Annotated in this window: 23 protein-coding genes; 20 read left to right on the top strand and 3 right to left on the bottom strand. The window is 45.5% G+C overall.

The features are described 5' to 3' along the window. Window positions 1-77 precede the first annotated feature (77 nt). From HMPREF9473_RS24550 to HMPREF9473_RS24535, 4 genes are read left to right on the top strand one after another with little or no spacing between them, the layout of a single operon-like run. The gene (locus HMPREF9473_RS24550) at window positions 78-1,655 is read left to right on the top strand and encodes a helix-turn-helix domain-containing protein (protein ID WP_006782934.1); all 1,578 of its coding nucleotides are present in this window, start codon (window positions 78-80) and stop codon (window positions 1,653-1,655) included. Between the two features lie 25 nt (window positions 1,656-1,680). Next, a complete protein-coding gene (locus HMPREF9473_RS24545; protein WP_187388733.1) occupies window positions 1,681-2,430 on the top strand; it encodes a sensor histidine kinase in 750 nt (249 codons plus the stop codon). After that, entirely contained in the window at window positions 2,427-3,854 is a 1,428-nt protein-coding gene (locus HMPREF9473_RS24540; RefSeq protein WP_006782932.1) for an ATP-binding cassette domain-containing protein, read from the top strand. The genes HMPREF9473_RS24545 and HMPREF9473_RS24540 overlap by 4 nt, the downstream gene beginning before the upstream one ends. Window positions 3,855-3,882: 28 nt before the next feature. After that, window positions 3,883-4,842: an ABC transporter permease gene (locus HMPREF9473_RS24535; RefSeq protein ID WP_006782931.1), complete on the top strand. Its 960-nt coding sequence runs from the start codon at window positions 3,883-3,885 to the stop codon at window positions 4,840-4,842. Between the two features lie 63 nt (window positions 4,843-4,905). Here the strand turns inward: HMPREF9473_RS24535 and HMPREF9473_RS24530 are convergent, their stop codons facing one another. Together HMPREF9473_RS24530 and HMPREF9473_RS24525 are read right to left on the bottom strand one after the other, a co-directional pair. Further along, window positions 4,906-6,282 carry a hypothetical protein gene (locus tag HMPREF9473_RS24530; protein WP_006782930.1) on the bottom strand — a complete coding sequence of 459 codons (1,377 nt, stop codon included), beginning with the start codon at window positions 6,280-6,282 and terminating at the stop codon, window positions 4,906-4,908. Further along, window positions 6,279-7,646, bottom strand: coding sequence for a hypothetical protein (locus HMPREF9473_RS24525; RefSeq protein WP_006782929.1), 1,368 nt, complete (start codon window positions 7,644-7,646; stop codon window positions 6,279-6,281). Before HMPREF9473_RS24525 ends, HMPREF9473_RS24530 begins: the two co-directional genes overlap by 4 nt. A gap of 254 nt (window positions 7,647-7,900) precedes the next feature. On the opposite strand from HMPREF9473_RS24525, the gene HMPREF9473_RS24520 reads away from it, so the two are divergent. The 9 genes from HMPREF9473_RS24520 (at window position 7,901) to HMPREF9473_RS24480 (ending at window position 17,960) form a co-directional block, all read left to right on the top strand. Next, complete coding sequence (locus tag HMPREF9473_RS24520) at window positions 7,901-9,556, top strand: ABC transporter substrate-binding protein (RefSeq protein ID WP_006782928.1); 1,656 nt, start codon at window positions 7,901-7,903, stop codon at window positions 9,554-9,556. A gap of 26 nt (window positions 9,557-9,582) precedes the next feature. Next, window positions 9,583-10,527, top strand: a complete 945-nt coding sequence (locus HMPREF9473_RS24515) for an ABC transporter permease (protein WP_006782927.1) — start codon at window positions 9,583-9,585, stop codon at window positions 10,525-10,527. 2 nt (window positions 10,528-10,529) lie between these two features. Next, window positions 10,530-11,426 (top strand): ABC transporter permease, encoded by an 897-nt coding sequence (locus HMPREF9473_RS24510; protein WP_006782926.1) that lies wholly within the window; start codon window positions 10,530-10,532, stop codon window positions 11,424-11,426. A 12-nt stretch (window positions 11,427-11,438) separates the two neighbouring features. Beyond that, entirely contained in the window at window positions 11,439-12,449 is a 1,011-nt protein-coding gene (locus HMPREF9473_RS24505; protein ID WP_006782925.1) for an ABC transporter ATP-binding protein, read from the top strand. Continuing rightward, window positions 12,446-13,399, top strand: coding sequence for an ABC transporter ATP-binding protein (locus HMPREF9473_RS24500; RefSeq protein ID WP_006782924.1), 954 nt, complete (start codon window positions 12,446-12,448; stop codon window positions 13,397-13,399). Before HMPREF9473_RS24505 ends, HMPREF9473_RS24500 begins: the two co-directional genes overlap by 4 nt. Window positions 13,400-13,421: 22 nt before the next feature. Beyond that, window positions 13,422-14,438 (top strand): MBL fold metallo-hydrolase, encoded by a 1,017-nt coding sequence (locus tag HMPREF9473_RS24495; RefSeq protein WP_006782923.1) that lies wholly within the window; start codon window positions 13,422-13,424, stop codon window positions 14,436-14,438. A gap of 8 nt (window positions 14,439-14,446) precedes the next feature. Further along, window positions 14,447-15,478 carry an aldose epimerase family protein gene (locus HMPREF9473_RS24490; protein ID WP_006782922.1) on the top strand — a complete coding sequence of 344 codons (1,032 nt, stop codon included), beginning with the start codon at window positions 14,447-14,449 and terminating at the stop codon, window positions 15,476-15,478. After that, complete coding sequence (locus HMPREF9473_RS24485; RefSeq protein ID WP_006782921.1) at window positions 15,465-16,868, top strand: MATE family efflux transporter; 1,404 nt, start codon at window positions 15,465-15,467, stop codon at window positions 16,866-16,868. The genes HMPREF9473_RS24490 and HMPREF9473_RS24485 overlap by 14 nt, the downstream gene beginning before the upstream one ends. A gap of 201 nt (window positions 16,869-17,069) precedes the next feature. Then, the gene (locus HMPREF9473_RS24480; protein ID WP_006782920.1) at window positions 17,070-17,960 is read left to right on the top strand and encodes a site-specific tyrosine recombinase; all 891 of its coding nucleotides are present in this window, start codon (window positions 17,070-17,072) and stop codon (window positions 17,958-17,960) included. A 122-nt stretch (window positions 17,961-18,082) separates the two neighbouring features. Here HMPREF9473_RS24480 and HMPREF9473_RS24475 read toward each other — a convergent pair whose 3' ends face one another. Continuing rightward, on the bottom strand, window positions 18,083-19,213 hold the full coding sequence (locus HMPREF9473_RS24475) for a glycoside hydrolase family 88/105 protein (RefSeq protein WP_006782919.1): 1,131 nt from the start codon (window positions 19,211-19,213) through the stop codon (window positions 18,083-18,085). A gap of 324 nt (window positions 19,214-19,537) precedes the next feature. Between HMPREF9473_RS24475 and HMPREF9473_RS24470 the strand changes: the two genes are divergently transcribed. From HMPREF9473_RS24470 to HMPREF9473_RS24440, 7 genes are all read left to right on the top strand, one after another. Further along, entirely contained in the window at window positions 19,538-20,920 is a 1,383-nt protein-coding gene (locus tag HMPREF9473_RS24470) for an ABC transporter substrate-binding protein (protein WP_006782918.1), read from the top strand. Between the two features lie 82 nt (window positions 20,921-21,002). Continuing rightward, on the top strand, window positions 21,003-21,341 hold the full coding sequence (locus HMPREF9473_RS24465; protein ID WP_006782917.1) for a hypothetical protein: 339 nt from the start codon (window positions 21,003-21,005) through the stop codon (window positions 21,339-21,341). 21 nt (window positions 21,342-21,362) lie between these two features. After that, a complete protein-coding gene (locus HMPREF9473_RS24460; RefSeq protein ID WP_006782916.1) occupies window positions 21,363-22,265 on the top strand; it encodes a carbohydrate ABC transporter permease in 903 nt (300 codons plus the stop codon). Between the two features lie 6 nt (window positions 22,266-22,271). After that, the gene (locus HMPREF9473_RS24455; protein WP_006782915.1) at window positions 22,272-23,123 is read left to right on the top strand and encodes a carbohydrate ABC transporter permease; all 852 of its coding nucleotides are present in this window, start codon (window positions 22,272-22,274) and stop codon (window positions 23,121-23,123) included. A 165-nt stretch (window positions 23,124-23,288) separates the two neighbouring features. Further along, window positions 23,289-24,908, top strand: coding sequence for a glycoside hydrolase family 28 protein (locus tag HMPREF9473_RS24450; protein ID WP_006782914.1), 1,620 nt, complete (start codon window positions 23,289-23,291; stop codon window positions 24,906-24,908). A 95-nt stretch (window positions 24,909-25,003) separates the two neighbouring features. Continuing rightward, on the top strand, window positions 25,004-25,999 hold the full coding sequence (locus tag HMPREF9473_RS24445; protein ID WP_006782913.1) for a LacI family DNA-binding transcriptional regulator: 996 nt from the start codon (window positions 25,004-25,006) through the stop codon (window positions 25,997-25,999). Between the two features lie 17 nt (window positions 26,000-26,016). Next, on the top strand, window positions 26,017-26,541 hold the full coding sequence (locus HMPREF9473_RS24440; protein WP_006782912.1) for an adenine phosphoribosyltransferase: 525 nt from the start codon (window positions 26,017-26,019) through the stop codon (window positions 26,539-26,541). Window positions 26,542-26,617: the final 76 nt, after the last annotated feature.

Genomic DNA, 26,617 nt, shown 5'->3' with positions numbered 1-26,617 from the left:
GGATATTGTCTATAAATGGAGCATCTTGGGCTGGATAAAAAATGAAGGCTTTTGAATGGTCTGTGGGAGGTGGGAGCATGCTGCGGGTGATTATATCTGATGATGAAGAACTTATTTGTAAAAGAATCTCAATGCTCATTCATTTTGAAGAGCTGGATTTGGAACTTGTAGGCATGGCATATGATGGAGAGAGCCTGCTGCAGATGATATTGGACCAGTCACCTGATATTGTTATCACAGATATCAGTATGCCAAAGCTGGATGGCCTGGAGGTGATTCGGCAGGCCTATAATGCAGAGAAACATTGCAAGTTTATTGTTGTAAGCGGATATCGGCATTTTGAATATGCATACAATGCGTTAAAATATAAAGTAGAAGATTATCTTTTGAAACCAATCACAGAAGAAACACTTAATACTACCTTAAGGAAGGTAAAGGATACCATAAAGACGCAAGGGCGGGAGACGGAGGACGAAAAAGGACGCGAATTACGGCGTCTGCAGTTCATATCACAGCAGGTATTGACGGATTTGGTGAAGAATCCAAAGTCTGTGGAAGATATCAACAGAATTTTTGCCACCCGTTTTGAGAGTGGGCGTTTTCGGATGATTCTCGTGAAGCTGGATTTTGAACAGGAGAGTCATCAGCTGGATATTGATGTCTCCGCAGTTTTAAAACAGGTTGGGAATATTATGAGACTTAGGCTGTCAGAAGCCTGTAACGATATGATTTTTGAATACAAGTCCGAAGGGGTACTGGCTACGGTAAATTATCAGTTAAACTCAGAATTGGAACTTCAGGAGAGCGTGCAGCAAATATTTTTAGAAACGGCAAGTGTTACTGAACTTTTTCGGGGGCTGAAGTTTACGGTTTGTGTCAGCAGAGCGGTTGACAATCCCAATAAATTGATTGAGTTGTGCTCGTCCATCCAGCAGGTAATCTGGCAACGTTTATTTGCGGGGGTAGAACGGGTTATTTATGATAGAGAACGGAATCTTTCCGTAGAATATGATTTTTCTGAGTTAAGAAATCATTTTATAAAATCATTTGAAATTATAGATGAAGAGTTGTTTTTGAAATGTATGGACCAGTTTTTTTCTCTTCCATATGAGGTTTTGCGCAATAAAAGTGTCACAGATTTTTTGGCTGAGGTAATGGGAGAATTAATCCGTCTGAACAAAGAACCGATTTCCACTTTTACCGATGTGGAGGCTGTTTTGGAACGATATCGGCAGATTGTTCGTCTGTCTTATACAGAAAAAGGTTTAAAGGAGAATGTTTCAGAGCTGGTACTTGAAGTGATGCACCATATAAAAGAGGCGTTGGATAAGAAACATGTGAAACCTGTCAGGAGCGCCTGTCAATACATCGAAGAGAACTATCAGTTGAATATCAGGCTGGAGGAGATTGCACAGCATGTCAATCTCAGTGCAGCCTATTTTTCGTATTTGTTTAAGAAAGAAACCGGAAAATCTTTGTCTGAATATGTGACAGAAATCAAACTGCAGAAAGCACGGGACATGTTGAAACAGGGTGACCTCAATATCAGCGAAATTGCATGTGAAATCGGATATTCAGATGTCAGATATTTCAGCAAAATATTTAAACGGGTTGTAGGGGTAAAGCCGAGCGAATATAGAAAAATATATGGATGAGGTACCTGTGGTTATGAACCGGATTATGATAATGACACAAAGTCAGATTGATAAGCTGATTGCTGAAAACGTGGAAAAGGCAGTTCATGAGCAGAAAGAAAATGATGAATATGATTTGCTAAAAAAGCAGACAGATTTGGCCATACTGGCCAATCAGATTAACCCCCATTTTTTATATAATACGTTAGAGTGTATCTGCAGTATGGCATTGATTAATGGAGACCGCAGTGTGGCAGATATTACACTTGCCCTGTCACAGTATTTCAGATACAGTATCAGTGGCCGGGAGGGAATCGTGACATTGAAGGAGGAACTGGACAACTTAAAGAATTATATTTCCATTCAGCAGTTTCGTTTTCCAAAGAAATTCAAGATTCATTTTGGCCCTATGGAGAGTCTGCAGGAGATTGGCATACCGAAGCTGTCTCTTCAGCCGTTAGTTGAGAATGCTATTATTCATGGGCTGAAGGATACGACGTTGGGCGGTGAAATTCATATTGAAGCAAAAAAAATGGGAAACATTTTAGAGATTTGTGTGTCTGACAATGGAACTGGCATGAATTTGGAAAAATTGGACAGGCTGCGGGAGAGTATCCGGGATGAGGGGCGTTTTGGCACAGAAGGAGGGAGTCATAGCGGGATTGGACTGCGAAATGTTAATAAACGCATTAAGTTGTACTATGGTCTTCCATTTGGTATCACAGTTGACAGTTGTGAAGGAATTGGGACGGAGGTCTGGTTGTCGCTTCCGGTTCAGACAGGGATGGGAGTATGAGAGAGGAATTATTTGCAGCTCATTACGTTGATTTAATGAATCATGGAAATACTATTAAACATTTGAATTTTCGCCTTTTTAAAAGTGATATATTAGGAATATATGGAACTTTTTCTTCTGGTAAAAGTATGATTTTAGATTTGGTAGAGGGGAAAGTATCGCCATCCAGAGGAGAGGTCGCTGTTTATGAAAAAAACGTTGACTACCATCAGGGAATACCGCAGTGCTGGCCGATGGTGGCTCGAATTGAAGCAGAAGCAACCTTGCTGGGGTCCCTCAGTGTCTGGGAGAATTTGTGCTGCTTTAAGGGAAAAAAAGGACATATATTGGTCGACAGTGTTGGGGAGAAGAGACGGATACAGGGGGTTTTACAAAAATATAACATACAGATTCCGATTAACCGAAGAGTAGAGAGTTTAAGTTCGTATGAAATTCTGCTGCTGGAGATTATCAAAGCAAGACTGGCAGGGGCGGAAATTATTTTAATTGATGATTTTTTCCTAAAATGTACGGAGCGTGAGGAAAGAGAGATTCAGGCGCTTTTTGCAAAACTGCAGAGCGAGGGGATAGCATTTTTATTTACAAGCAGCGATATGGAAATTCTGGAAAGCTATGCGGAATGTATCCTGTTTTTAAATAAAGGACAAATTTTTAGCAATGCAGAAAATAACCCTGAGAATAAGCAGAAGATACAGGGAATTGTCAGTTCTATTTTTCGGGAAAAGATTTATGTGCGGGATAGTAAAACAGCCGTTGTCACAAGTCCGATGCTTACTCTGAATATCGAGTCCGTATTTACAGATGGTGGTCAACAGCCGCTTGATTTTTATGCAGGGGAAATCGTATGTGTTGCTGATGTTGATGGCTTTTTATTTGATATCTTGAAAAAGAGGCTTGGTTATGGTTATAAAAGCCGTTACCCTATGAAAGTGAAGTTCCTCAATCTGGGGTCATTAGACAACATCATTGAATGTCTTTCTCCTGGGGATAATTTAAATCTTGGCATATTTGATAAGGTATCCAGAGCCGGGATTCCCAATCATAAGCTGATTAAATGTCAGGAAGAAGATTTTGCGAGATGGTATGGTGACCCGGAACTGCTGGAACGAAATCATTGTTATAATCTGCCCAAAAGGGACCGGCTTGCAATCAATCTTTATAAAACTATGATGGCAAACGATAGGCTTTTGGTGGTCAGTGATACTGACAAATATACGGACGCAATCACACATCAGATGCTGAAGGATTTCTACTCCAGAGAGGTGGAGTCAGGGAAAGCGGTATGGGTTTTTGTTTCTCCAAACAGCAAGCCTGAAAATTTTGCGGACAGATATGTAGTTGCAGGTCATATTGAGCAGAATTATGGGGCCGATTATACGGAGTTTACAGAGTTTCTGAGCCGTTACAACAGTATGCAGGGATGATTAGATTGGAAAGCCATAGGATAAAAATATGAATAGACCACTGAAAAATGTGTTAAACAATTATTTAATGACAATGATATGTCTGTTCAGTCTGTTTATTTTTGGGCTGTACTTCCGGGATTTTTTTACGGCTAGTAATATTTACAAGGTCGTGATACAGAATACCTATCTGTTTGTGCTGTCATTAGGTCTTACGTTTATCATGGCATGTGGGGGGATTGACTTTTCGATTGGCAGTCAGATTTCACTGCTTTCATCGATTATGGGAGTTCTGTTTTCCATGCGCCTGCCTGTGGCAGTTTCGTTTGCAGTGCTGGCGGTCTGTGGACTTCTCTGTGGGCTGCTAAATGGAATTCTGGTTTCCTACATCAATATACCGGCTTATGTTGCGACAATGATAACACAAATCGGGTACAAGGGACTCTCTTATCTGATATCGAAGGGGGCAGTGAAAACGCATTTGCCGCGGGTGGTCAATATGCTCTCAAGAAAGATTGTGCTAGGCATACAGGCGGATATCTGGGTGCTGTTGTTCGTGGTGCTATTGACATCTTTTATATTAAAACAGACGTATTTGGGAAAATATATTGAAGCTGTCGGCGAAAGCTGGGATAGGGCGGAGCGCGCAGGGGTGAATGTGCGAAGAGTTAATATGATTTGTTTCGCGGCCAGTGGTTTTTTTTGTGTTATAGCAGCATTGATGCTGGTCTCTCAGCAGAGTATGACAGCTCCGGCCAATGGAAATGGAATCGAGATTTTTGGTATTATTGCTGTTGCCTGTGCCTTTCCAGGCACTATCATAAAGAGTAAAAATCATAGAATCATAATTCTAAATCTGCTGTTTAGCATTTTCTTTGTATTGTGTATCAAAAACTGCGTTCGGTTTTATGGGAGATACCCCAATCTTGAATATATTATCCTTGGGTTAGTGACTGCATTGGTATTTTCGGTGAATTTCATTTTGGATAGAAAAAATAAGAACATATAAATGAAAAGTGTGCATGCTCCTTTCATATGGAAAGAAAAAGGGCAGCACACTTTGTTTTATATGTTAATCAGCTTGGTTAAATATTTTCTTAAATAGGGAAAGCATACCGTTTGATACAATGGTATTGGAGTTACCGGCCAGAACACGGTTGTTTACATTCTGGAACAACGGCAATTTTGCGCTGTCATCATCCACCAGATAAGAGGAGCAGGGACCGATATCGGAACAGGTAATCAGTACCGTGTTTTTGAACGGGGATTTTTCTTTGCAGAGCAGGCCGATTTCATTAAACGGCTCGCTGTTCATAGCCACATAGGCTACGCTGCCTATGGTGACAAGCTGCATTCCCATGGTAACCTTTTCCCCGCAGGGAACGCCCATCACAATAGGTCTGTCTTTGCCTTCGCTAAATGCTTTCTCTGGGAACAGCTCGTGAAGAAGCGGAACCGAGTTTTGGGCAAGCATGATATTGAAGATATAATCCTTTCCTTTTAAACCGGGGATTTCCTGGCCGTCAAATTCAACCGTGGTACAGGCAGAGTGAATGACAACGCCGTCATCACAGATTATCTGTTTGAGAGTCTTGTCAATGTCGAGAGCGTGCAGCTGGCCGATATATTCAGCATAGCGGAAACCGAGGCCGCATGGGGCAGGCATATTGACATTCTCATAACCATGAAAATCTTTATCCCCTTTAAAAAGTGGAATTACATTCTGGTTACCTGCAGCGCCTGTGGTCCAAAGAAAAACAGAACCAGGATAGCGGTTTTCCAGGAATTGACTGGCATATTCGGGAAAATCGCCGTTTATTTTAGTTTTCCCGTCTTGGTCCGTACAACGGAAGGTTGCTATTGCATGAGCAGCATAATTGACAAGTGCAGCAATGACATTGCCATCGTAGTCTTCTATTCTGGTAACCGAGAGAGTCTTGTCGCTGCAGCCCTCCGGGTTATCCAGCTGTGCAAAACTTCCGTCTGCCAGCTGATAGTTGCGGTTGATGTTGATATAGCTCTTTCCCTCCCCGTAGCCGAATCGGGCGGGGTGGAGATTGGCAAAGGCCTCATCTGCGGCCTGAAGGCATTTGGGTACTGCCTGGCCAGCCCACAATCGTTGCTGGTGGCTTGGTTCCGTATCGGGAAGAAATTGTTCTGCAACCAGCTTCATAGCAGGACCGCCATGGTTGTGTGTATTTGCGAATATAATATGTTCCGTGGGTATATCGTATTTTTCGCTGATGATGGATTTGGCTTCTTCTCCTCCGCTTCCAAAGGGAAAGGTGATGATTAGAAACTTACTTTCTCCATTATCAATCGCGAGTGCCCGGTTATAACTGCTCGCATAGACATCTTCATACCAGGTTCCAAAAATTCCGGGGAGAGGAAGCATTTCAGGAGTTGGGTCCACGCAGATTTTTGCTGCACCGGCTAAAAATTTACTCATTGGGAAACCTCCTTAAATAAATCAATAGCATTTTGAATGATAATGTCATCGGCACTACCCGGTTTTACCCTGCCAAAAGACTGAAAAACTGAGTGTTCTTTAGAAGTTTTGTCCAAAATATAACCGCACCGTTTCTCCGTACAATGGGTCATAACAAATGTATGTTTGTATGGAGAGACAGCTTTGATATCCCGCCCGATTTCTGCGTATGGCTCCGCACCGATTCCGACAATTGCGATATCCCCGATAAGAGTAAGGTTCATTTGAAGTTCCGCCGGATGATTTAAATCATCAACCATCTTCGGAAGTTCTGGCAGTTTCACTGGTTTTGTATCGTTAGGCTCACGCAGACCGATACCACCCTGGCGCACCATTCGGATTGGAGTACCTTCTTTGGGTGGAAGCTCATGTTTCTGGGAAGGAATATAACAGTTCTTGGAAACGTGCTTAAACGGCAGTTCCTCCGTATAGGTATTTATTTTATTCAATCCCTTCACAGCATCCACGCCATGGGTGCGCCCCATCAATTCCATCATCATGTAACCAACCCCGTCAGGAAGGGGAACTGAGGTGGTGTAACCATCGGGATATTCGTATTGAAGATTGTGGCTGAAAAGAGGATTTTGGTTTCCGGCGGCTCCTGAGGTCCAAAGCACGATGGCATCGTTCCCAAAATGTTCCTCCACAAACCTGCATGCAATGCCGCTGACGTTGCCGGATGTCTTGGAGACGCCGTCGAAATCTTTCATCATGTGAATGCAGGTATTATGCATTCCATAATTTAACAAGGCAGCGATAAGTTTACCATCCATGTCAACAAATTTCATGATAGCAAGAGTTTTATCGCTGTATCCTTCTAAATTTCGTGCCTCCACCCAATACCCGAACATGGTCTGGTAATCACGGTTTACATTGACATAACTTTGAGTTTCTCCATACCCGAATCTGGCTGGCTTCATGGTACCTACTGCCTGTATGCATGCCTCAAGAGCGGCGGCAGTTTCAATTTTCCAATATTCCCTGTGAAATGCAATCTCTTCAGGAGCGTCATCCTTGCCGGGAGAATGAGTATCCACGGGAATGGAATGGTTGTGAGTTCCTGAAATAATGAAATTTTCAGCAGGAATCCCCGTCTTGTCGGAAAGAATCTGCGCCAGTTTTGGAACACCCGGGTATCCCCTCGTCTCGAAAGACATTAACATGAAGGTCTCCGTACCGTTATCAACAGCTATTGCCCGGCAGAATGCGTCATCGTAGATTCCATTTTGCAGAAGCGGTACACCAAAATCTGCAAAACGGCTTGGAATAGGAAACATATCATTGGCGGGATTGATGCAGGATTTGCCTGTGCCAACTAGTAACATTTTAATCACTCCTTTTCTTATTGATGTTTATAAGAAAATATTAGCTTGAATCTTAGGAAGCATCAATGCGCTGATTTTACGAAAATGTGCAAAAATCCATGAGAAACCCCAGCAGGCTAATCGCGCATTCTTGCATCATAGTAAAAAAATCCACATTTTCCAAAGAAAGTGTGCTTTGATTGTGCAAAGTGATGTGTTAAAAATAACTTACAGGCAATAAAAACGAAAAAATGACCAAAAAGGAGAAGGTAAGTATGAAAATGAAAAAAGTAATAAGTTTGTTACTCTCGGCCAGTATGGCATTTTCACTCTGCGCATGTGGTGGTGGAGCAAAGTCAGAACCAGCAAAGGAATCTTTAAAAGAGTCAGAAGGCAGCCCTGCATCAACGGCAGGTGGGCAGATTGTTAATGTCGGGGTGCCGGCGGGCATCCCATCCTTAGACCCATATTTCGGAACTGATTTGGGAGCACTTTATGTGAACAGTGAGATTTATGAGTATTTGTTTGTTTCCTCCTATTATGGAGGGGAGCTAGAACCTGCAATTGGAAAAGAGTATACGGAAGAGATTGTGGACGATAAGTTAAAGGTAAGAGTTACCCTGTTTGATTATGTCTATGATACGGCAGGCAACCAAATTACCGCGGAGGACGTTGTCTTCAGTTATGAAACCGCTAAGCAGACGGGGGCCAGTACTTTTGCCAATCAATTGGAAAGTGCAACCGTGATTGATGATTATACGGTAGAACTTGTTTTTACAGACCCGGTTGTAGGAAACTGGAAAGGGGTTGCTGAGCAGGTTTGGATTGTTGATAAAGATGCCTACGACGCAGATGCATTTTCTACGAATCCACAGGCGACAGGTCCTTATTGTGTCAAGGAGTTTGTCCCGGGTTCTTATCTGACTTTGAAGAAGAATGAGAATTACTGGCAGACAGATGAGAAGTACTTAAATCCATGTTATCAGCAGAATATCGAGGAGATTCGCTATAAAATTATTCTTGAGGCGGCACAGATGACAATTGCATTGCAGACAGGTGATATTGATGTTGCCTGCAATGTTTCCTCGACGGAACTGGAATATTTCGAGGACGAGAACGGTGAGGCACTGGATGGCTATATGGTAAACAGTGCTACTTCCAATCTAGTAAATGCGCTGATTTTCAATTGTTCCAAGGAAAGTATTGTAGGACAGGACCAGAAACTTCGTCAGGCAATTTGCTATGCGATTGATGAAGCAGGCCTTGTCGACGGCGCGGTGAACGGTGAAGGCGAACTTTGCCACGGATGGGCTAATGGTATGGAGATTGACTACAATGACAAGTGGAATAGTGAAGATTATTACAGCTATAACATAGAGAAAGCGAAAGAACTTCTGGCAGAATCCAGTTATGTATCTGCTGGTTCCCCAACGCTTCGTCTCATGCTTCAGAGCAATGATGAGAAGAGCAAGGCGGCTGTTATTATTCAGGGGTATTTACTTGCGATTGGCATTAACAGCGAGATTCTTACTTACGATGCGGCTTTGTTCGGCACCTATAAATATGAGTTTGACCAGTGGGACATGCTGCTTGATAACCAGAGTTCTACTATAGTTGCGTCAAACTTTATGAATATGACCTACACCAGCTGGAATGGGGAACCGTGCTCTTTTAATGGCCTTCACGATGAAGAGTTCCAGACTCTGTATAGCAAAGCTTCCAGCCCGGTTGAGACTTCCGAGGAAAATGTAGACAGCTATCATGAATATTTAAAGGAGCATGCGTTTGTGTATGGCTTGTGGGTCAGCAAGACTTATCAGGTTGGTGTCAGTGGGATTGATTCCATCTTCTTTTCACCAAAGCTGTTTATGGTAATCCTGCCAGGCGCCATGGAATATGCAGATGACTATAAAAGTGCCAGCGAGAAATAGTATAAAAGGATGAAAAGAGGTATTGCATGGGTAAATATGTATTGAAACGATTGCTCTGGATTATACCGGTTATTCTGGGTGTTGCAGTTCTGATATTTACAATTATGTTTTTTATTCCATCGGACCCGGCAGTGATGATACTTGGAAGTAATACGCCAATTGCAGATTTAAATGCGCTTCGAGAGAAACTGGGGCTTTTTGACCCATATATTGTCAGGCTGTTGAATTATTTAAAAGATGTTTTTCTGCATTTTAATCTTGGTAATTCCTATGTGACAAAGATACCGGTAATTACGGAACTGGCCGGTCGGTTTCCGGCTACATTGATTATTGCTGTTGCCTGCATCGGACTGTCAATTGTGATTGGCGTGCCTCTGGGAGTGCTTGCGGCCGTCAAGCAGGATACGGTATTTGATCGTCTGTCCATGTTTGTGTCGCTGATAGGTGTATCTATTCCACAGTTCTGGCTGGCTTTGCTGATGGTGATTCTGTTTTCCTTAAAACTTGGCTGGCTTCCGGCCAGCGGTACTGGGGGGATTGTATATTTTATCCTCCCATGCATCGCAAATTCGTTTAGTGGAATTGCAACCCAGGCGAGACAGGCCAGGTCATCTATGCTGGAGGTTATACGAGCGGATTATATCACAACAGCAAGAGCAAAGGGGGTGTCTGAAATTGCGGTAATTTTTAAACATGCGCTTCCCAATGCATTGCTGCCACTCATTACGGTTGCCGGTACCAATTTTGGACAGCAGCTTGCAGGGGCTCTGATTATTGAAAATGTGTTTTCGATTCCTGGCATTGGATATTACATGGTAAATGCTATCAACAATCGTGATTATCCTGCAGTGGAAGGTAGTGTGATTGTTCTGGCAATTGCGTTCAGCCTGGTTATGCTGCTGACGGATTTGATATACGCATATGTTGACCCGCGAATCAAGGCTCAATATAGTTCAAAAGGAGGCAAGTAAGTATGGCTGAATATTTGACGAAGGCTGCACTTTTGAAACAGACAAAGTCAGTCAAAAGTCAGGGAGCATTTGCAATTTGTGTGCGCAGGCTGATGAAAAATAAAAGTGCAATTATCGGTGTGAGCATCTTTCTGGTATTGATTATTATGGCAATATTGGCTCCGTGGATTATTCCATATGATTATAAAGCTATTAATATTATGGAAGCATATCAAGGTCCGAGTTTGGCCCACTGGTTTGGGACGGATGATGTGGGACGGGATATTTTCAGCCGCATTATTTATGGAGGGAGGTATTCGCTAAGTCTCGGAGTTTCAACGGTATGTATCTCGGTGGTAATAGGGGTGGTTTTAGGTTCCGTTGCAGGGTATTTTGGCGGTGGTATTGAGATGCTTATTATGCGGTTTTTAGACATTTTAAGCTCCATACCGGGGATGCTGCTGTCAATCACGGTCTCAGCCGTTCTTGGTACTGGGTTTGGAAATACTATCCTGGCGCTCTCCATCGGAGGAATTTCAGGATATGCAAGACTGATTCGGGCGGAATTTATGAGTGTGAGGGAAAAGGAATTCGTCGAGGCGGCACATGCAACAAACTGTTCCAATACGAGAATTATCTTTAGACATATTCTTCCAAATGTGATATCACCGATTATTGTCTCTGCAACCATGCAGTGTGCAAATACACTTTTAGTTGCGGCGGCTCTCAGCTATATCGGATTGGGAGTTCAGCCGCCGGAGCCTGAATGGGGAGCTATGCTCGCGGGCGCTAAAAACTATGTCCGCAGTTATCCCCATATGCTGGTTTTTCCGGGACTTTTTATCATGATTATTGTGGTCAGCTTAAATATGTTTGGTGATGCACTCCGAGACGCGCTTGACCCGAAGCTGAAGCATTAGGGGGGATCGACAATGAAAAAAGATTCGATAACGGAAAATAATGTATTTTTATCAGTTCGAAATCTGGAAGTAAGGTACAGCTCGGAAAATGAGACAGTTTATGCTGTGGAAGGTGTTTCATTCGATTTGCAGAAGGGAAAAACACTGGCACTGGTAGGAGAAACCGGTGCAGGAAAAACTTCAATCGCAAAAGCAATACTTCGCATTCTCCCAGATATTTCTGCGAAGGTGACCGGTGGCCAAATTATTCTGGACGGCGAGGACCTTCTTCAATTGGAGGAGCGTAAGATGCGAACCATCCGCGGCAACAAGATTTCCATGGTATTTCAGGACCCTATGACGGCTCTGAATCCAACTATGAGGATTGGTCCTCAGATTGCGGAGGGAATTAAGATTCACAGCAAGGTTTCCAGGCAGGAAGCGGAGAAACGAGCCAAAGAGATGCTGGAGACGGTGGGAATCCCTGCACAGAGATATAACGATTATCCCCACCAGTTTTCCGGAGGGATGAAGCAGAGAGTTGTGATTGCGATTGCGCTTTCCTGTAATCCGGAGCTTTTGCTGGCGGATGAACCTACAACCGCACTGGATGTTACAATTCAGGCTCAGGTTCTTAACCTGATGAAAAAATTGAAAAAGGAATTTGGCACATCTATGATTTTAATCACCCATGATTTGGGGGTTGTATCGGACATCAGTGATGATGTTGCAATTATCTACGCCGGTGAAATTATTGAATACGGAAGCAAATATGCAATTTTCGACAATCCGGCACATCCGTATACCCAAGGCCTTTTTGGAGCGGTGCCCAGTATGAATGAGGATGTAGACAGACTGGCACCAATTCCAGGAATGCCGCCAGATCCGACTAAGAGAGTGCAAGGTTGTTCGTTTGGTGAGCGGTGCCCTTATGCGGCGGAGGCCTGTCACGAAGCAAAGGTTCCGATGTATGAGGTTGAGTCAGGGCATTTCTGCCGCTGCCAGATGGTCCCAGAAAAATCAGCTGTGGAGGACGGATTATGAATGCGATGATTGAAGTGGAAGATTTAAAGAAATATTTTCATACACCCAAAGGAGAGCTTCATGCGGTGGACGGCGTTTCCCTTTCCATTCAGACAGGAAGGACGATGGGGATTGTGGGTGAGTCTGGTTGTGGGAAATCGACTCTTGGAAGAACTATCATTCACCTTCTTGAGAGTACCGGTGGAAAAATTTATTTTGAAGGGGAAGATATCACCAGAGTTAACGGCAAAAAACTTCATGAATTGCGGGAAAAAATGCAGATTATTTTTCAAGACCCTTATTCTTCTCTAAATCCAAGATATACCGTGTCAGCGGCAATCAGTGAACCGCTAATCCTGTCCAAACGGTATAGCAAGGCAGAAATCCGGCAGGAGGTGGAAAAGATAGCAGACCTCGTTGGGATTGACAGAAGATTGATGAATTCCTACCCACACGAGCTGGACGGCGGGCGGCGGCAGAGAATTGGTATCGCACGAGCCCTCGCCCTTGATCCGAAGTTCATTGTGTGCGATGAACCGGTGTCAGCATTGGATGTCTCGATTCAGGCCCAGGTGTTGAATCTGTTGATGGATTTAAGAGATAAAAAAAACCTCACTTATATGTTTGTGACCCATGATTTGTCTGTTGTGCGGCATATTTCAGATGATATCAGCGTGATGTACCTTGGGCAGTTGGTTGAGACAAGCCCCTCCAAGGAACTTTTTAAGCGGCCGCTGCATCCCTATACGAAGGCACTGCTATCTGCAATTCCTATGGTAGATGTACATGCAACTGTCGAGCGTGAAGTCCTTCGCGGTGAGATAGTTTCTCCAATCAATCCAAAACCCGGCTGCCGTTTCGCATCCAGATGTAAATATGCCTGTGAGAAATGTAGTGAACCCCAGACACTGCGCGAAATAGAACCAAATCATTTTGTTTCCTGCTGCCGGGTGGAAGAAATCAATTCATAAATATCGAGAGGAGTGGAAAGCAATGATACAGAGAATGATGCCAATTGATGGCTCGTCAAAAGCAAAACGGCTGAAATGGGGGCCTTATCAAAACCATTTGAGCTGGGCTTATATGAAGGAACTGCGTGAAAAAGACAAGACATTAAAAATATATGATGTGAATCCCTATATCGAGGTCTATCAGCTAAGAAAAAATGTTTATGGACTGTTCAACCAAAACTGTGATGGGATGGGAGATGTATGGATGTACATCATTGTCGGCCCGGAGAGAGGGCTGGTCATTGATACTGGTTTTGGATTAGGCAATTTGAAAGGACTGATTGAGAAAATCCTGGGTGATATGCCATATACAGTGGCCTGTACGCATAGAGGACCGGACCATGTACTGGGATGTGTTCATTTTGATACCGTATATTGTCACGAATATGAAGTGGATAATATTAAAAGTTTTGTGAAGCCGACAAGCTGGGATTATCTGTTTGACGAAAATGGAGCGAATATTTGGCTTCAGTTTGATAAAAAGGATCTGCCTTCGTACAAAGATTTTGAGCTTATTGGGATACCAAACGGATATATCTTCAACTTGGGCGAGGACTATGAGGTAGAGGCGGTATGGATGCCGGGACACTCAGCAGGCCATTGTATGTACCTTGACAAAAAAGGGAGAAATTTGTTTGCCGGAGATGATGTATGTTCGGATGTGATGGCCTGTGGCAGCGGGCCGAGAGCAAATTCTTTTTATAACCAGTATTTCTGTATAGAGGCATATCGGGACCAGCTGGTCAAATTATGTGACCGGCTTGATGAATTTGACTATATCTTTCCGGGGCATTTTATCGTTAATCTAGAGAGTTGTCTGATGCTTGATATTTTAGATGCATTGAACGCGATTGTAAAAGATCCGGAATGCTATGATTTTAAGGTTGTAAGCCCGAGCGGAAACGGCGGGGAACCAAGAGTGGGGTATCACAAATATGTGCGGGGATTTAGTACAATCAGCTATTCCATGAAAGGTGTATATTATCCGAAGGAATTTTAAGTGAGATTATGGTAGAGAAAAGAATTTTTGGAACTCGTTCCGATGGAACATGTGTTGACTGTGTTACAGTTACGAACAACTTTGGAGAATTTGTGGAACTGTTGAATTATGGTGCGACAATCTATCGCGTTTGTGTGCTGGATCGGAAAGGGGTGATTGGGGACGTGGTGCGTGGTGCCAGAAATTTAGACTCGTTCTCGTCCGGGTTTAATGGAAGTGTCATTGGAAGATGTGCGAACCGAATCGCCAATGGAAGATTTTCTGTTGATGGAAAGGAAATCCAACTGGAATGCAATGCCGGAGGACATTTTTTACACGGCGCAAGCGGGAATTATGCTTTTCAACTGTTTAATACCGAGATTGACAATGGAGGAAACCGTGTCACCTTTACCTATACAGACAAGGGAGCGGGTGGTTTTGGGTGTGAGGTGGAGGTTCGGGTTACCTATGTGTTTGATGACTTTCACTGTCTGCATATTGTTTATGAAATGTCACCGGACGGAATTACTGTTTTGTGTCCAACAAACCATGCTTTTTTCTGTTTATCGGAGTACGGAGAAGTGAGCGATGATACTTTACTGCTGAATGCGGATTTTATGGCAGTGAAAGGGGAAAGTAAAATGCCAGAAGGTGGTGTCATTTCCGTTAAGGATTCGCCTTTTGATTTTCGTGAACGCAGGAGAATTTCTGATTGCTTAAATCAGATGAATACCGGGGCAATGTGTACGCCGGTTGACGAAACCTTTCTTCTTCGTTCCGATAATGGAAAGCCTGCGGCCAGTGTACAATCGGAAGACTCAGGAAGAATTATGAATGTATACACGGATATGCCTGCAATGGTCCTTTTTGTCCCCTATGAAGCTCAGCCAAAGATTGGCAAAGATGAAGTGAGTTATAGTGGTTATTTTGCAATTTGCCTGGAAACACAGTTTGTGCCTAATGCGGTGAATTGTCCAGAATTTCAATCGCCGATTTATCGTGAGGGAGAAAGGCTGGTGTCAGAGACGGTATATGAATTTCTAACCAATGATTGTGGGTGAAAAAATGGGGAAAAATGTAAGTATCGCAGGCTCAAAGCAGGTGGGTAACGACTTAACCCAGGGACCTGTTATGAAAAGTCTTTTGTTGTTTGCACTTCCAATTGTGGTGGCAAACTTAATTCAGCAGATTTATTCCATGGTTGACTTGATGGTAATTGGGCAATTTGTGGGAAATATAGGTACGACCGGGGTGTCTGTTGGAGGTGAAATCTCAGATTTTCTGACACCGGTGGCCACTGCATTTGCTACGGCGGGACAGATTTACATCGGACAGCTGGCAGGGGCAAAAAGGGAGAAAGAGCAAAAGGAAGCCATAGGTTCCTTTTTAACATTGATGATGCTGGTTTCCATCGGATTTATGGTGATTGCCATTGTACTTTGGCGTCCGATACTCCGGATGCTTAATTGTCCGGAGGAAGCGTTTGGTCAGGCTGCAAGCTATCTTATTATCACATGTATTGGACTTCCCTTTATTTTTGGATATAATGCTGTCTGTGGTGTGCTGCGTGGAATGGGCGAATCAAAACGGCCTATGATTTTTATTATTATTGCGGCGGCGGCTAACATATTCTTGGATATCTTGCTTGTGGCAGTCATTCCACTGCAGGCGGCAGGTACTGCTATTGCAACTGTGGTATCCCAGCTGGCGTCATTTATAGCGGCCTTTGTGTATATGTACCGGCATCGGGAACATTTTGATTTTGAATTAAAGTTTAGTTATTTCCGAATGCGAAAGGAATCGGTTAAAATTATTCTCATGCTTGGATTGCCACAGGTTGCACGCTCCATGCTGGTGCGCGTATCCATGTTCTGGGTGAATGCCAGAGTGAATTCTTTTGGTATTATTGCTTCCAGTACAAATGGTGTAGGTAATAAGCTGCAGAAGTTCCTTGAAATTGCAACGTCCAGCCTTTCTCAGGCAGGCGGTGCCATGGTCAGCCAGAATATAGGGGCAGAAAAGTATGAGAGAACGAAAAAGGTGGTATACTGCACTTGTATTTCCAGTGTGGTGAGCGCGGGTATTATTTCTTTGGGAGTATTTTTCTTTCCTAAGGCGATTTTCGGAATTTTCACCATAGATGGTGAAGTTTTGAATATGGGCGTTATCTATCTGCATATTATGATTATTCATTTTTTTGCTTCGGCGGTCACCAGTTCGTTTCAGTGCGCGGTCATTGGTGCTGGAAATGCAATGCTGAATTTTGTAATTGGAATTATGGATGGAATTATCTGTAAAATTGGGTTCAGCCTTATTTTTGAGATGCTGCTTGGATGGGGAGTATACAGTTATTTCTGGGGGACGGCAGTGTCCCGCATCATCCCCGGAATCATCTGTATTGCTTACTTCTATAGCGGACGGTGGAAAAAACGAAAACTTATTAAAAAATAGTTAAAAAAATTTTACATTTTATTTTACAACATGTTGGGAAGGTCGAAAATGGCCTTCCAACATGTTGTATTTTTTATGTAAAGTAAGCTCGAATCCACCACCAGGTGGGAAAAATGTGTTTGATTTTATCGAAATATACAGATATAATGATAAGCGAGAGGCGTTTTCGCCCCACTTTTTAGGCGAAATAGGGGAAGAGATATGGTAGGGGAAATAAAAAAATTCATACAATACCTGTCCGATGTAAAGCATACATCTGTGAACACGCAGGTTTCATATCAGCGGGATTTAACCCAGATGGCAGCTTTTCTGGAAGACAAGGGAATTGTGGATGCCGGTAAGGTGACAAAGACTGTCTTAAACTCCTATATTTTATATTTGGAGAAGGCAGGGAAGGCCACTACCACCATCTCAAGAGTTCTCGCGTCCATGAAGGCATTTTTCCATTATGAGTTTTCCATGGGGATGATTAAGAAAGACCCGGCGGAGCTTTTGAAGGCCCCGAAGGTGGAGAAGAAGGCCCCCAGTATTCTGTCTGTGGCGGAGGTGGAATGTCTGCTGGAGCAGCCGAACGGCGATTCGCCCAAGGATATCCGGGACAAGGCCATGCTGGAGCTTCTATACGCCACCGGAATCCGGGTGACGGAGCTTATCAGCCTGAAGGTGTCCGATGTGAATCTGGGAATCGGGTTTATCACCTGCCAGGATGAGCACAAGGTGCGGACGGTTCCGTTTGGCAAGACGGCCAAGCAGGCCCTGGTCGCCTACATGGAGAAGGGCCGGGAAGCGTTACTTAAAGGGACCGAGTCCCCGTGGCTGTTCACCAACTGCAACGGAAAGCCCATGAGCCGGCAGGGGTTCTGGAAGATTATCAAATACTATGGCGAGAAGGCAGGGATAGAGACCGACATCACCCCTCATACCATCCGCCATTCATTTGCGGCGCATTTAATCAGTGGAGGCGCCGATATTCACGCGGTGCAGGCCATGCTTGGCCATTCCGACATGGCAACCACCCAGATGTACACCAGCTATCTGCAGCAGGCGGACCCGGTGCGCAATGCCTATGCGGGGGCGCATCCAAGGAAATAGGGAGAATAATAGGTTTTGAAAATATGGCAGCCCCGGTTCAGGAGAAAGACCTGAATCGGGGCTGTATTGATGTATCGCTGACCATTTATAAAGCTGTATCAGTGTGATGATGCCAAACCTGGCTATTTCTTCTCATGAAATAAAATTTCAATATAGGCCAGAATCAGCGGCGCCACGCCCTTCGCTTCATTCTTGACAATCGGCTCCCTCATATAATAATCAAAGGTTCCCTCCCGCATCTCCCGGTTTCCGAGGCCGGCTACCAGGCAGATGCCGTCGAGCTGGAGTTCTCCGTTCTTTTCCGACAGGTATTTTTCACAGATGCCGTCGAAGGCTTTTTTCCCATAGGCGAAATAAGTTTCATCCAGGAAGCCCAGCCGCACGCTCTTCATGATGGCGTAGGCAAAGATGGCGGAGCCGGAGGTCTCCAGATAGTTTGGAGCGATGCCGCCCCGGTTTACCACCTGGTACCACATGCCGCTTTCCTGGTCCTGATAGGGCAGCATGGCGTCTATCAGCTCCTGGTAGACGCGGTGCAGTTCTGCCTTTTCTCTGTGCAGGCGCTCCGGCATGATCTCCATGGTGTCAATCAGCGCCATGGCGTACCAGCCCAGGGCCCGCAGCCAGAAATTGTCGGAAAGACCGGTGACCTTGTCACACCAGAACGCCTGTCTGGAATCGTCATAGGCGTGGTAGTAAAGTCCGTTCCTGGTATCCCGCATCAGTTCATACACGTGGGCAAACTGGCTGCAGCAGTCCTCACAGTGCAGTCCGTCCTCGTAGGTGAGAGTATACTGCATATAGAAGGGCTGCGCCATGTAAAGTCCGTCCAGCCATATCTGGTTGGGATAAATCTTCTTGTGCCAGAAGTTGCCGGTGGAGGTGCGGGGCTGGTTTTTCAGCTGGCCGTATACGGTGTCGATGGCCTTCCGGTATTTTTCCTTGCCGGTCAGTTCGTATAAATCAAACAGCGTCTTGCCTGCGTTTACATTGTCCAGATTGTAGTCCTCCGGATTGTAGGAACGGATGGAGCCGTCCTCCCGGACAAAATAGTCGATGAAGTTGTCGGCAAATTCCAGATACTTGGAGTCCTTCTTCATATGATAAAGCTCGATGATTGCCTTGATCATACAGCCGTCCATGTAGTTCCAGGAGGGTTTGCTGCCTTCCTTTATCTTTTCTATATTCCAGATGGGAGCCTGAGGGCTGCTTTTTTCAAGCAATTGGTCGATATAGCGATCTAAGATTTCCATAACAATACCCCTTCTAATCAAATAGTCTAATTTCAAACGTTTGCATATAGCTTATAGTAACATAAAAAACGAGCAAAAAGAATTAGTCAATATATACAAAAAAAGATTGTTAAACTATACACATTAGATAATTGACATCTGACTTTAACAATGTTATAGTTAAAACATCAGTAAGAGCGATGCATGTTTACTTAAAGGCTTAAAATTGTAAGCATTTACACATAGTAGATATGCATAATTTTTACAAAATGCTTGCAAACCTTTGCAAAGCAGATTCGGAAGCATACACAAAGGAAGCAAAAAACAAGAAAGGGAGAAGTATCTATGAGAAAGAGTATTAAAAAAGCGTTATCCTTAACCCTTGCATCTGTAATGACATTGTCACTGGCAGCATGCGGAAGCAGCAACACATCGACAGACAGCACCACGGCAGCGCCGGCGGCAGACACCACAGCGGCAGCAGGCGGAGACACCACCACGGCAGCGGCTTCCACAGAGCCGGTTGAGTTAAAATTTTCCTGGTGGGGCGGCGACACAAGACATGAGGCGACTGAGAAAGCTATCGAGGCTTTCATGGCGAAATATCCGAATATTACCGTGACACCGGAGTACGGCGCATGGACCGGATGGGAGGAGAAACAGTCCTTAAACATCTTAGGCGGCAACGCGGCGGACGTGATGCAGATTAACTGGAACTGGATTGAGTCTTACAGCGGCAACGGTACAAACTTTGCCAACCTGGAGGATTACGCGGATGTTCTTGATTTGACACAGTTCCCACAGGAGAGTCTGGACCAGTGTAAGGCAGACGGCAAGCTGATGGCGGTTCCGGTTGCACTGACAGGCAGACTGTTCTACTGGAACAAGACCACCTTTGATGAGGTTGGTGTAGCGCTTCCTACCGATGAGGCTTCTCTGCTGGCGGCAGGCGCGGCGTTCAAGGCTTACAATGAAGATTACTATCCGCTGGCCCTTGGCGAGTACGACAGAGCGATCTTCCTGGTATATTATCTGGAGTCCGTATATGGCAAACCATGGGTTGTAGATGGCCAGATGCAGTACACGGAGGAAGAGATTGCCGCCGGTATGGATTACATCAGCAAGCTGGAGGATGAGCATGTCATTCCTACACTGGCAACCATCAACGGCGATATGGCTGATTCACTTGACAAGAATGCAAAATGGATTGACGGCAAGTACGCAGGTATCTTCGAGTGGGATTCCTCCGCTTCCAAGTTCCAGAAGGCAGTTGTTGAGAGTACCAACAAACCGAACCAGGAATTCGTAATCGGTGAATTTATCAAATTTGGCGATTACAATGGTGGATTCAACAAGATTTCCATGGGTCTTGCAGTTGCGGCAACCTCCGCACACCCGAAGGAAGCGGCTATGCTGATTGACTTCTTATTAAATGACCCAGAGGGCGTTGAAATCTGCTCTACCGAGAGAGGTATCCCGTGTTCCGCAGCGGCAGTTAAGATTCTGAACGATAAGAACCTTGGCGATGGCCTTGTAAAAGAGGCAAATGCAAAAGTGCTGGCATACTCCAAGTTCCCGTTAGATACCAAGTTTGAGCACAACGACTTGAAGGCAAACCCGGATGGCGTTTACTACAAAGTATTTGGCAAGCTGAGCAGCGATGATTATGACGGAGCAGCGGCAGCGAAAGCCCTGATGGACGGCGTAAACGAGTGCCTGGGCAACTAAATAAAAACGATAGAACGTGAATTGATATGCGGCCGCCAGAGGCTTCCTTTCTGGCGGCCCATATAAAGAGAAGGATTTTCCTATGGATGTGAGAGAGGCAGTTAAGAAGAAGGAGAATTACAGCAGCATTGTTACATATTTTGAGAGCTTGAAAACACTCAGCGTGGACGAATTGGTCCTGCTGATTGATGTGATAGATGAGATGTCGGAAGAAATTTTCGAGCATTACCGGGCGTTACAGCTTCTGTTTCGCGGGGAAATTTCCAGGATTATTAAGAAGAGACAGGAAACAGGGGATTTTTCCTTTTTGACTGAATCGGAACGGGAACAGGTTTCTTATACATTGGAAAAGGCGGGCCGCTTAGGCGTTCTGCTCTGGGAGAAGTATGAGGAATATGACAGGGAATTAAAGAGAGTATAATATTCACAGGGAGGTAACCATATGCAGCAGAAAAAGAGCTTTAGCAGGATATTGGCAGATAATATCGGCTTCTTTTTTGTTCTTCCGTGGCTCATTGGATTCATCTGCTTTAAAGTGTATCCATTTGCGTCATCGTTGTATTACAGCTTTACAAACTATGACTTGTTTAATGGGATCAGCAAGTTTGGCCTGATGAACTATGAGAAAATATTTACGGATGAAGATATTGTCCGTGCCTTTAAGGTAACATTCAAGTATGCTATCTTCGATGTGCCGCTGAAGCTGGCGTTTGCATTGTTTATCGCGTATATCCTGAATTTTAAATTAAAAGGCGTTAACTTTTTCAGAACCGCTTACTATATTCCGTCCATTCTGGGCGGCTCCATCGCCATTGCGATTCTGTGGAGAGCCGTATTCAACAATGACGGTCTGATTAACACGGTCATCACCTTCTTTGGCGGTGACAAGATTAACTGGATGGCCAGCGACGGCGGCGCGATGGCGGTGATCGTTCTGCTGCGTGTGTGGCAGTTTGGTTCGGCTATGGTGATTTTCCTGGCGGCGCTGAAGGGCGTTTCCCAGGATTTGTATGAGGCGGCTTCCATCGACGGCGCGGGGAAATGGACCCAGTTTTTCAAGATTACGGTTCCGCTGATTACACCGGTTATCTTCTACAATTTAATTACCCAGCTGTGCCAGGCGTTCCAGGAGTTCAACGGACCGTTCCTGGTAACCAAGGGCGGACCAAATGGCGGCACCACGCTGATTTCCATTTTGATTTACAACAATGCGTTCCTCCGCCACAAGATGGGTATGGCAAGCGCCCAGGCGTGGGTTCTGTTTATCATCGTTATGGTATTTACGGCAGTTGCATTTATCAGTCAGAAGAAGTGGGTTTACTATTCAGATGAGGATGGGAGGTAGAGCGGTATGACAAGAGAGACGAAGAGAAAAATCAGTACGGTTATCCGCTACACCCTGTTGATTGCGGTTGGTTTCGTGATGGTATACCCGTTAATCTGGATGGTGGGCGCTACCTTCAAGACAAACTCGGAGATTTTCACCAGCGCCTGGTTCTGGCCGAAGAATCCGGTGTTTGACGGCTACAACAACGCGTTTAAGAGCTACGGCGGCAAGATTAACCTGCTGACCTCCATGCTGAATACCTACAAGATTGTGGTTCCGAAAGTGGTCTTTACAGTGATTTCCGCGACGATTACCGCTTACGGGTTTGCAAGATTTGAGTTTAAGGGGAAAGCGATTTTATTCTCCCTGATGATTTCCACCCTGTTTTTACCACAGGTGGTGTTGAATGCGCCTCAGTACATCATGTTCAACAAGTGGGGATGGACCAACTCCTATCTGCCACTGGTGGTACCGTCTCTGTTTGCGGCGGACACCTACTTTGTGTTTATGCTGGTTCAGTTCCTGCGGGGCGTTCCGAAGGAACTGGAGGAAGCGGCCAAGATTGACGGATGTAATTCCGTGAAAACTCTGTGGTATGTGATTGTTCCCATGTTAAAGCCGTCGCTGGTATCCTGTGCGCTGTTCCAGTTCATGTGGACCTCCAACGACTTTATGGGACCGTTGATTTACATCTCCGATATGCCCAAGTACACGAACTCCATCTACCTGCGTATGTCCATGGACGGCGATGTGGGATTCCAGTGGAACCGTATCCTGGCCATGTCCCTGATCTCCATCATTCCGTCACTGATTGTGTTCTTCTGTGCACAGGATTCCTTTATTGACGGTATCGCGGCGGGGGGCGTGAAAGGTTAAGAAAGTCCTGATAATTGGATAACAATGATAACCCTAATGGGGGATTCTCGGATGGGAATCCCCCGTTTTTTTGAAATAAAATAGAGCAGCTTTGACAATATTTGACAGACAGAGGTATGATATCTGTAATGTAAGAAATTATGTAGATGAGGATAGGATAGAAATATGAAGGTGAACGTGATTTTTCAGACAGCCAGATGTGTGACGGTTGAAATTGAGGATGGAAATATCTTCGAGGCGGAGAGTACCCGCCGGATTTATGTGAATGGAGAGTTTTACGGGGAGACGAAGCGGGTGATTGCCAGTGTCTATGGGCTGAAACCGGATACGGAGTATGTGATTCGGGTGGAGGATACGGCTGGATTGGATGCAGGGCCATGTGAGGCGGCGAAAGGCGGGGAGATGCCGGCAGAGCATGGGAAAAACGCGGCGGAGGTCTCGGTGAGGACCGATGAGGAATTCGTGACGCTGAATGTCCGGGATTTTGGGGCGAAGGGGGATGGCGTGCAGGATGATACCGGGTTTATCCAGGCGGCTATTATGTGCTGTCCGAAGAACGGACGGGTGCTGGTGCCGGAGGGGATTTACCGGGTGAGCAGTCTATTTTTAAAGGACGATTTGCGGCTGGAGATTGGAAAGGGAGCGGTGCTGTCGGCATTTACGGACAGAACGAAGTTCCCGGTCTTAAAGGGATTGATTGACAGTTATGATGAGAAGGAGGAATATAACCTGGGCTCCTGGGAGGGGAATCCTCTCGACATGTTCAGTGCGATTATCACTGGCATAAATGTGAAAAATGTGGTACTGTATGGGCAAGGACTGATTGAGGGAAATGCCGGGTATGAGGAGGATAACTGGTGGTATAACGCCAAGGTAAGGCGGATTGCATTCCGGCCGCGGATGATATTTTTAAACCACTGCGAGCATGTGGTGGTGCAAGGAATCCGGGTGCAAAACAGCCCCAGCTGGAATATCCATCCGTATTTCTCCAACCATCTGCGTTTCCTGGATTTGACAGTGTTAAATCCCAAGGATTCGCCAAACACGGACGGGCTGGACCCGGAATCCTGTAAGGATGTGGAAATTGCGGGGGTGTATTTCTCCTTGGGAGACGACTGCATTGCCATCAAATCCGGGAAAATCTATATGGGCGCCAAGTACCGGGTGCCGTCGGAGGATATTGTGATCCGCCAGTGCTGCATGAGGGATGGGCACGGCTCCATCACCATCGGCAGTGAGATGGCCGGCGGAGTGAAGCATTTGACGGTGAAGGATTGTCTCTTCCTCCACACGGACCGTGGACTGCGGATTAAGACGAGACGGGGGCGCGGGGAAGCGGCTGTGATTGACGGGATTTTGTTTGAGCATATCCGGATGGACCATGTGATGACGCCATTTGTGATTAACTGCTTCTATTACTGCGACCCGGATGGACATTCCGAGTATGTGGCCACGAAGGAAATGCTCCCGATAGATGAAAGAACGCCCTATGTGAAAGAGCTGGTGTTCCGAAATATTGAGGCGTCCAACTGTCACGTGGCGGCGGCATACCTCTATGGGCTGCCGGAGCAGAAGATTGACCGGGTGGAGATGGAGCACATCCATGTGACTTACGCCGGGGATGCAAAAGAGGGCGTGCCGGCCATGATGGACGGAATCGAGCCGGTGAAACGGATGGGCGTGTATGCCAACAATATCCGGACGCTGGTGTTAAACGATGTGACAGTGGAAGGGCAGTCGGGGGAGGCTGTGGTGACGGAGCATGTGGACGAGGTGCTGAGGTAAGAGAAGGTACAGATGTTTTCAAATGGGGATGCGGATATCGGGGATATCGGCAGAAAATAGACAGAAAATATGGACAGACAGGGAGAGTGGTTTGCGTGGCGGTGACAATTAAGGATATTGCAAAAAAAGCGGGGGTTTCGTATTCGACGGTGTCCAGGGCGCTCAATGATATTGGGACGGAGAATACGGAAAATAAGAAACGGATTTTAAAGTTAGCCAGGGAGATGGGGTATGTGCCGAATCAGGCGGCGATTAATCTGAAGCTGTCCAGGTCCTATACCATCGGGCTTTATTTCTCCACCATCAGTAAGATGTCATCCCCCTTTGTACTGCACGATGTGCTGACGGGGGTGTACAGTATTGTGGGAAGCAAGTACAATGTGGTGGTGAAAGGTATTGATATGTATGAGAAGGGCACGCTGAATCCCAGTTTTTATGACGGGATTATCGTGCTGAGCCAGCGGACGGAGGACGGGGAGTTTATCGAGGAGGTTATGGCGAAGAACATTCCCATGGTGGCTATCTGCCGGACCGTTTTTTACGATGTGCCAAACGTGGTGACGGACGAGGCGAAGGCCATGGAGACGGCTATGGATTACCTGCTGGAACACGGCCACCGGAAGATTGGTGTCATTGAGGGAAATCCCAATCTGGATTCCACCAGGCTGAGAGAGCGGGGATGGCGCAATTCCATGCTGAAACACGGGCTGGACCCCAACGACTTGCCTGTGGAAATTGGTAATTACAGGTATGCCAGCGGCTACCAGGCGGCGAAAAAGCTGGTGGAAGAGCATCAGGGACTGACGGCGATTCTGTGCTTCAACGATGAGATGGCATTTGCGGCGAGAGCGGCGATTTATGAGGCGGGGCTGACGGTGCCCGATGACATTTCCCTGATTGGATTTGATAACTGGGATATGTCGGGATATGGAAGCATGAAGCTGACCACCGTGGAGCGCAGCATGAGTGAGATTGCAAAAGAGGGAACCAGGGTCTTGCTTCGACGGTTGGAAGATGGTATTATAGATAACAGGAGGATTTATTTGGATAACAAATTGATTGTCCGGGAGACTGTAAAAGACATAAGGTAAGGGAGAAATAGAGAGTTATGAAGAAAGTAGAAGACTATGTTAGAAGTATACCTGATTTTCCGGAGCCGGGCATCATATTCCGGGATGTAACCACGATTCTCCAGGATGCGGACGGACTGCATCTGGCGGTTGACGAGATTTTGGACATGCTGAAGGATGTGGACTTTGATGTGGTGGTAGGTCCTGAGTCCAGAGGCTTTATCTTCGGCGTGCCGGTGGCCTATGCGGCCCACAAGGGCTTTGTACCAGTCAGAAAGAAGGGAAAACTTCCCTGTGAGACGGTGTCCATGGAGTACGATTTGGAGTACGGAAGCGCCGTGATAGAGATTCACAAGGATGCGATTAAGCCTGGACAGAAGGTAGTCATCGTGGATGACTTGATTGCCACAGGCGGTACCATAGAAGCGATTATCAAGCTGATTGAGGGCCTGGGCGGCGAAGTGGTGAAGATTTGTTTCGTCATGGAGCTGGCAGGATTGAAGGGAAGAGAAAAGCTGAGTGGGTATGATGTGGATTCCATCATTACCTATGAAGGGAATTAAGAGTTGAATCAAAACGCCGGAGCGTGGACAAGTATCAGTTGTCTGCGCCCCGGCGTTTTTTCTTTTTCATTTGCCG

The organism is Hungatella hathewayi WAL-18680 (assembly GCF_000235505.1).
Classification (GTDB): Bacteria; Bacillota; Clostridia; order Lachnospirales; family Lachnospiraceae; genus Hungatella_A; species Hungatella_A hathewayi_A.
Note: the sequence above shows the minus strand (reverse complement) of the source record. Positions and strands in the feature narration are given on the sequence as shown.

What these genes read in the sequence shown, in the direction of transcription:
- HMPREF9473_RS24550 (WP_006782934.1), top strand. Translation starts at nt 78, where the DNA reads ATGCTGCGGGTGATTATATCTGATGATGAAGAACTTATTTGTAAAAGA.
- HMPREF9473_RS24545 (WP_187388733.1), top strand. Translation starts at nt 1,681, where the DNA reads ATGATAATGACACAAAGTCAGATTGATAAGCTGATTGCTGAAAACGTG.
- HMPREF9473_RS24540 (WP_006782932.1), top strand. Translation starts at nt 2,427, where the DNA reads ATGAGAGAGGAATTATTTGCAGCTCATTACGTTGATTTAATGAATCAT.
- HMPREF9473_RS24535 (WP_006782931.1), top strand. Translation starts at nt 3,883, where the DNA reads ATGAATAGACCACTGAAAAATGTGTTAAACAATTATTTAATGACAATG.
- HMPREF9473_RS24530 (WP_006782930.1), bottom strand. Translation starts at nt 6,282, where the DNA reads ATGAGTAAATTTTTAGCCGGTGCAGCAAAAATCTGCGTGGACCCAACT.
- HMPREF9473_RS24525 (WP_006782929.1), bottom strand. Translation starts at nt 7,646, where the DNA reads ATGTTACTAGTTGGCACAGGCAAATCCTGCATCAATCCCGCCAATGAT.
- HMPREF9473_RS24520 (WP_006782928.1), top strand. Translation starts at nt 7,901, where the DNA reads ATGAAAATGAAAAAAGTAATAAGTTTGTTACTCTCGGCCAGTATGGCA.
- HMPREF9473_RS24515 (WP_006782927.1), top strand. Translation starts at nt 9,583, where the DNA reads ATGGGTAAATATGTATTGAAACGATTGCTCTGGATTATACCGGTTATT.
- HMPREF9473_RS24510 (WP_006782926.1), top strand. Translation starts at nt 10,530, where the DNA reads ATGGCTGAATATTTGACGAAGGCTGCACTTTTGAAACAGACAAAGTCA.
- HMPREF9473_RS24505 (WP_006782925.1), top strand. Translation starts at nt 11,439, where the DNA reads ATGAAAAAAGATTCGATAACGGAAAATAATGTATTTTTATCAGTTCGA.
- HMPREF9473_RS24500 (WP_006782924.1), top strand. Translation starts at nt 12,446, where the DNA reads ATGAATGCGATGATTGAAGTGGAAGATTTAAAGAAATATTTTCATACA.
- HMPREF9473_RS24495 (WP_006782923.1), top strand. Translation starts at nt 13,422, where the DNA reads ATGATACAGAGAATGATGCCAATTGATGGCTCGTCAAAAGCAAAACGG.
- HMPREF9473_RS24490 (WP_006782922.1), top strand. Translation starts at nt 14,447, where the DNA reads ATGGTAGAGAAAAGAATTTTTGGAACTCGTTCCGATGGAACATGTGTT.
- HMPREF9473_RS24485 (WP_006782921.1), top strand. Translation starts at nt 15,465, where the DNA reads ATGATTGTGGGTGAAAAAATGGGGAAAAATGTAAGTATCGCAGGCTCA.
- HMPREF9473_RS24480 (WP_006782920.1), top strand. Translation starts at nt 17,070, where the DNA reads ATGGTAGGGGAAATAAAAAAATTCATACAATACCTGTCCGATGTAAAG.
- HMPREF9473_RS24475 (WP_006782919.1), bottom strand. Translation starts at nt 19,213, where the DNA reads ATGGAAATCTTAGATCGCTATATCGACCAATTGCTTGAAAAAAGCAGC.
- HMPREF9473_RS24470 (WP_006782918.1), top strand. Translation starts at nt 19,538, where the DNA reads ATGAGAAAGAGTATTAAAAAAGCGTTATCCTTAACCCTTGCATCTGTA.
- HMPREF9473_RS24465 (WP_006782917.1), top strand. Translation starts at nt 21,003, where the DNA reads ATGGATGTGAGAGAGGCAGTTAAGAAGAAGGAGAATTACAGCAGCATT.
- HMPREF9473_RS24460 (WP_006782916.1), top strand. Translation starts at nt 21,363, where the DNA reads ATGCAGCAGAAAAAGAGCTTTAGCAGGATATTGGCAGATAATATCGGC.
- HMPREF9473_RS24455 (WP_006782915.1), top strand. Translation starts at nt 22,272, where the DNA reads ATGACAAGAGAGACGAAGAGAAAAATCAGTACGGTTATCCGCTACACC.
- HMPREF9473_RS24450 (WP_006782914.1), top strand. Translation starts at nt 23,289, where the DNA reads ATGAAGGTGAACGTGATTTTTCAGACAGCCAGATGTGTGACGGTTGAA.
- HMPREF9473_RS24440 (WP_006782912.1), top strand. Translation starts at nt 26,017, where the DNA reads ATGAAGAAAGTAGAAGACTATGTTAGAAGTATACCTGATTTTCCGGAG.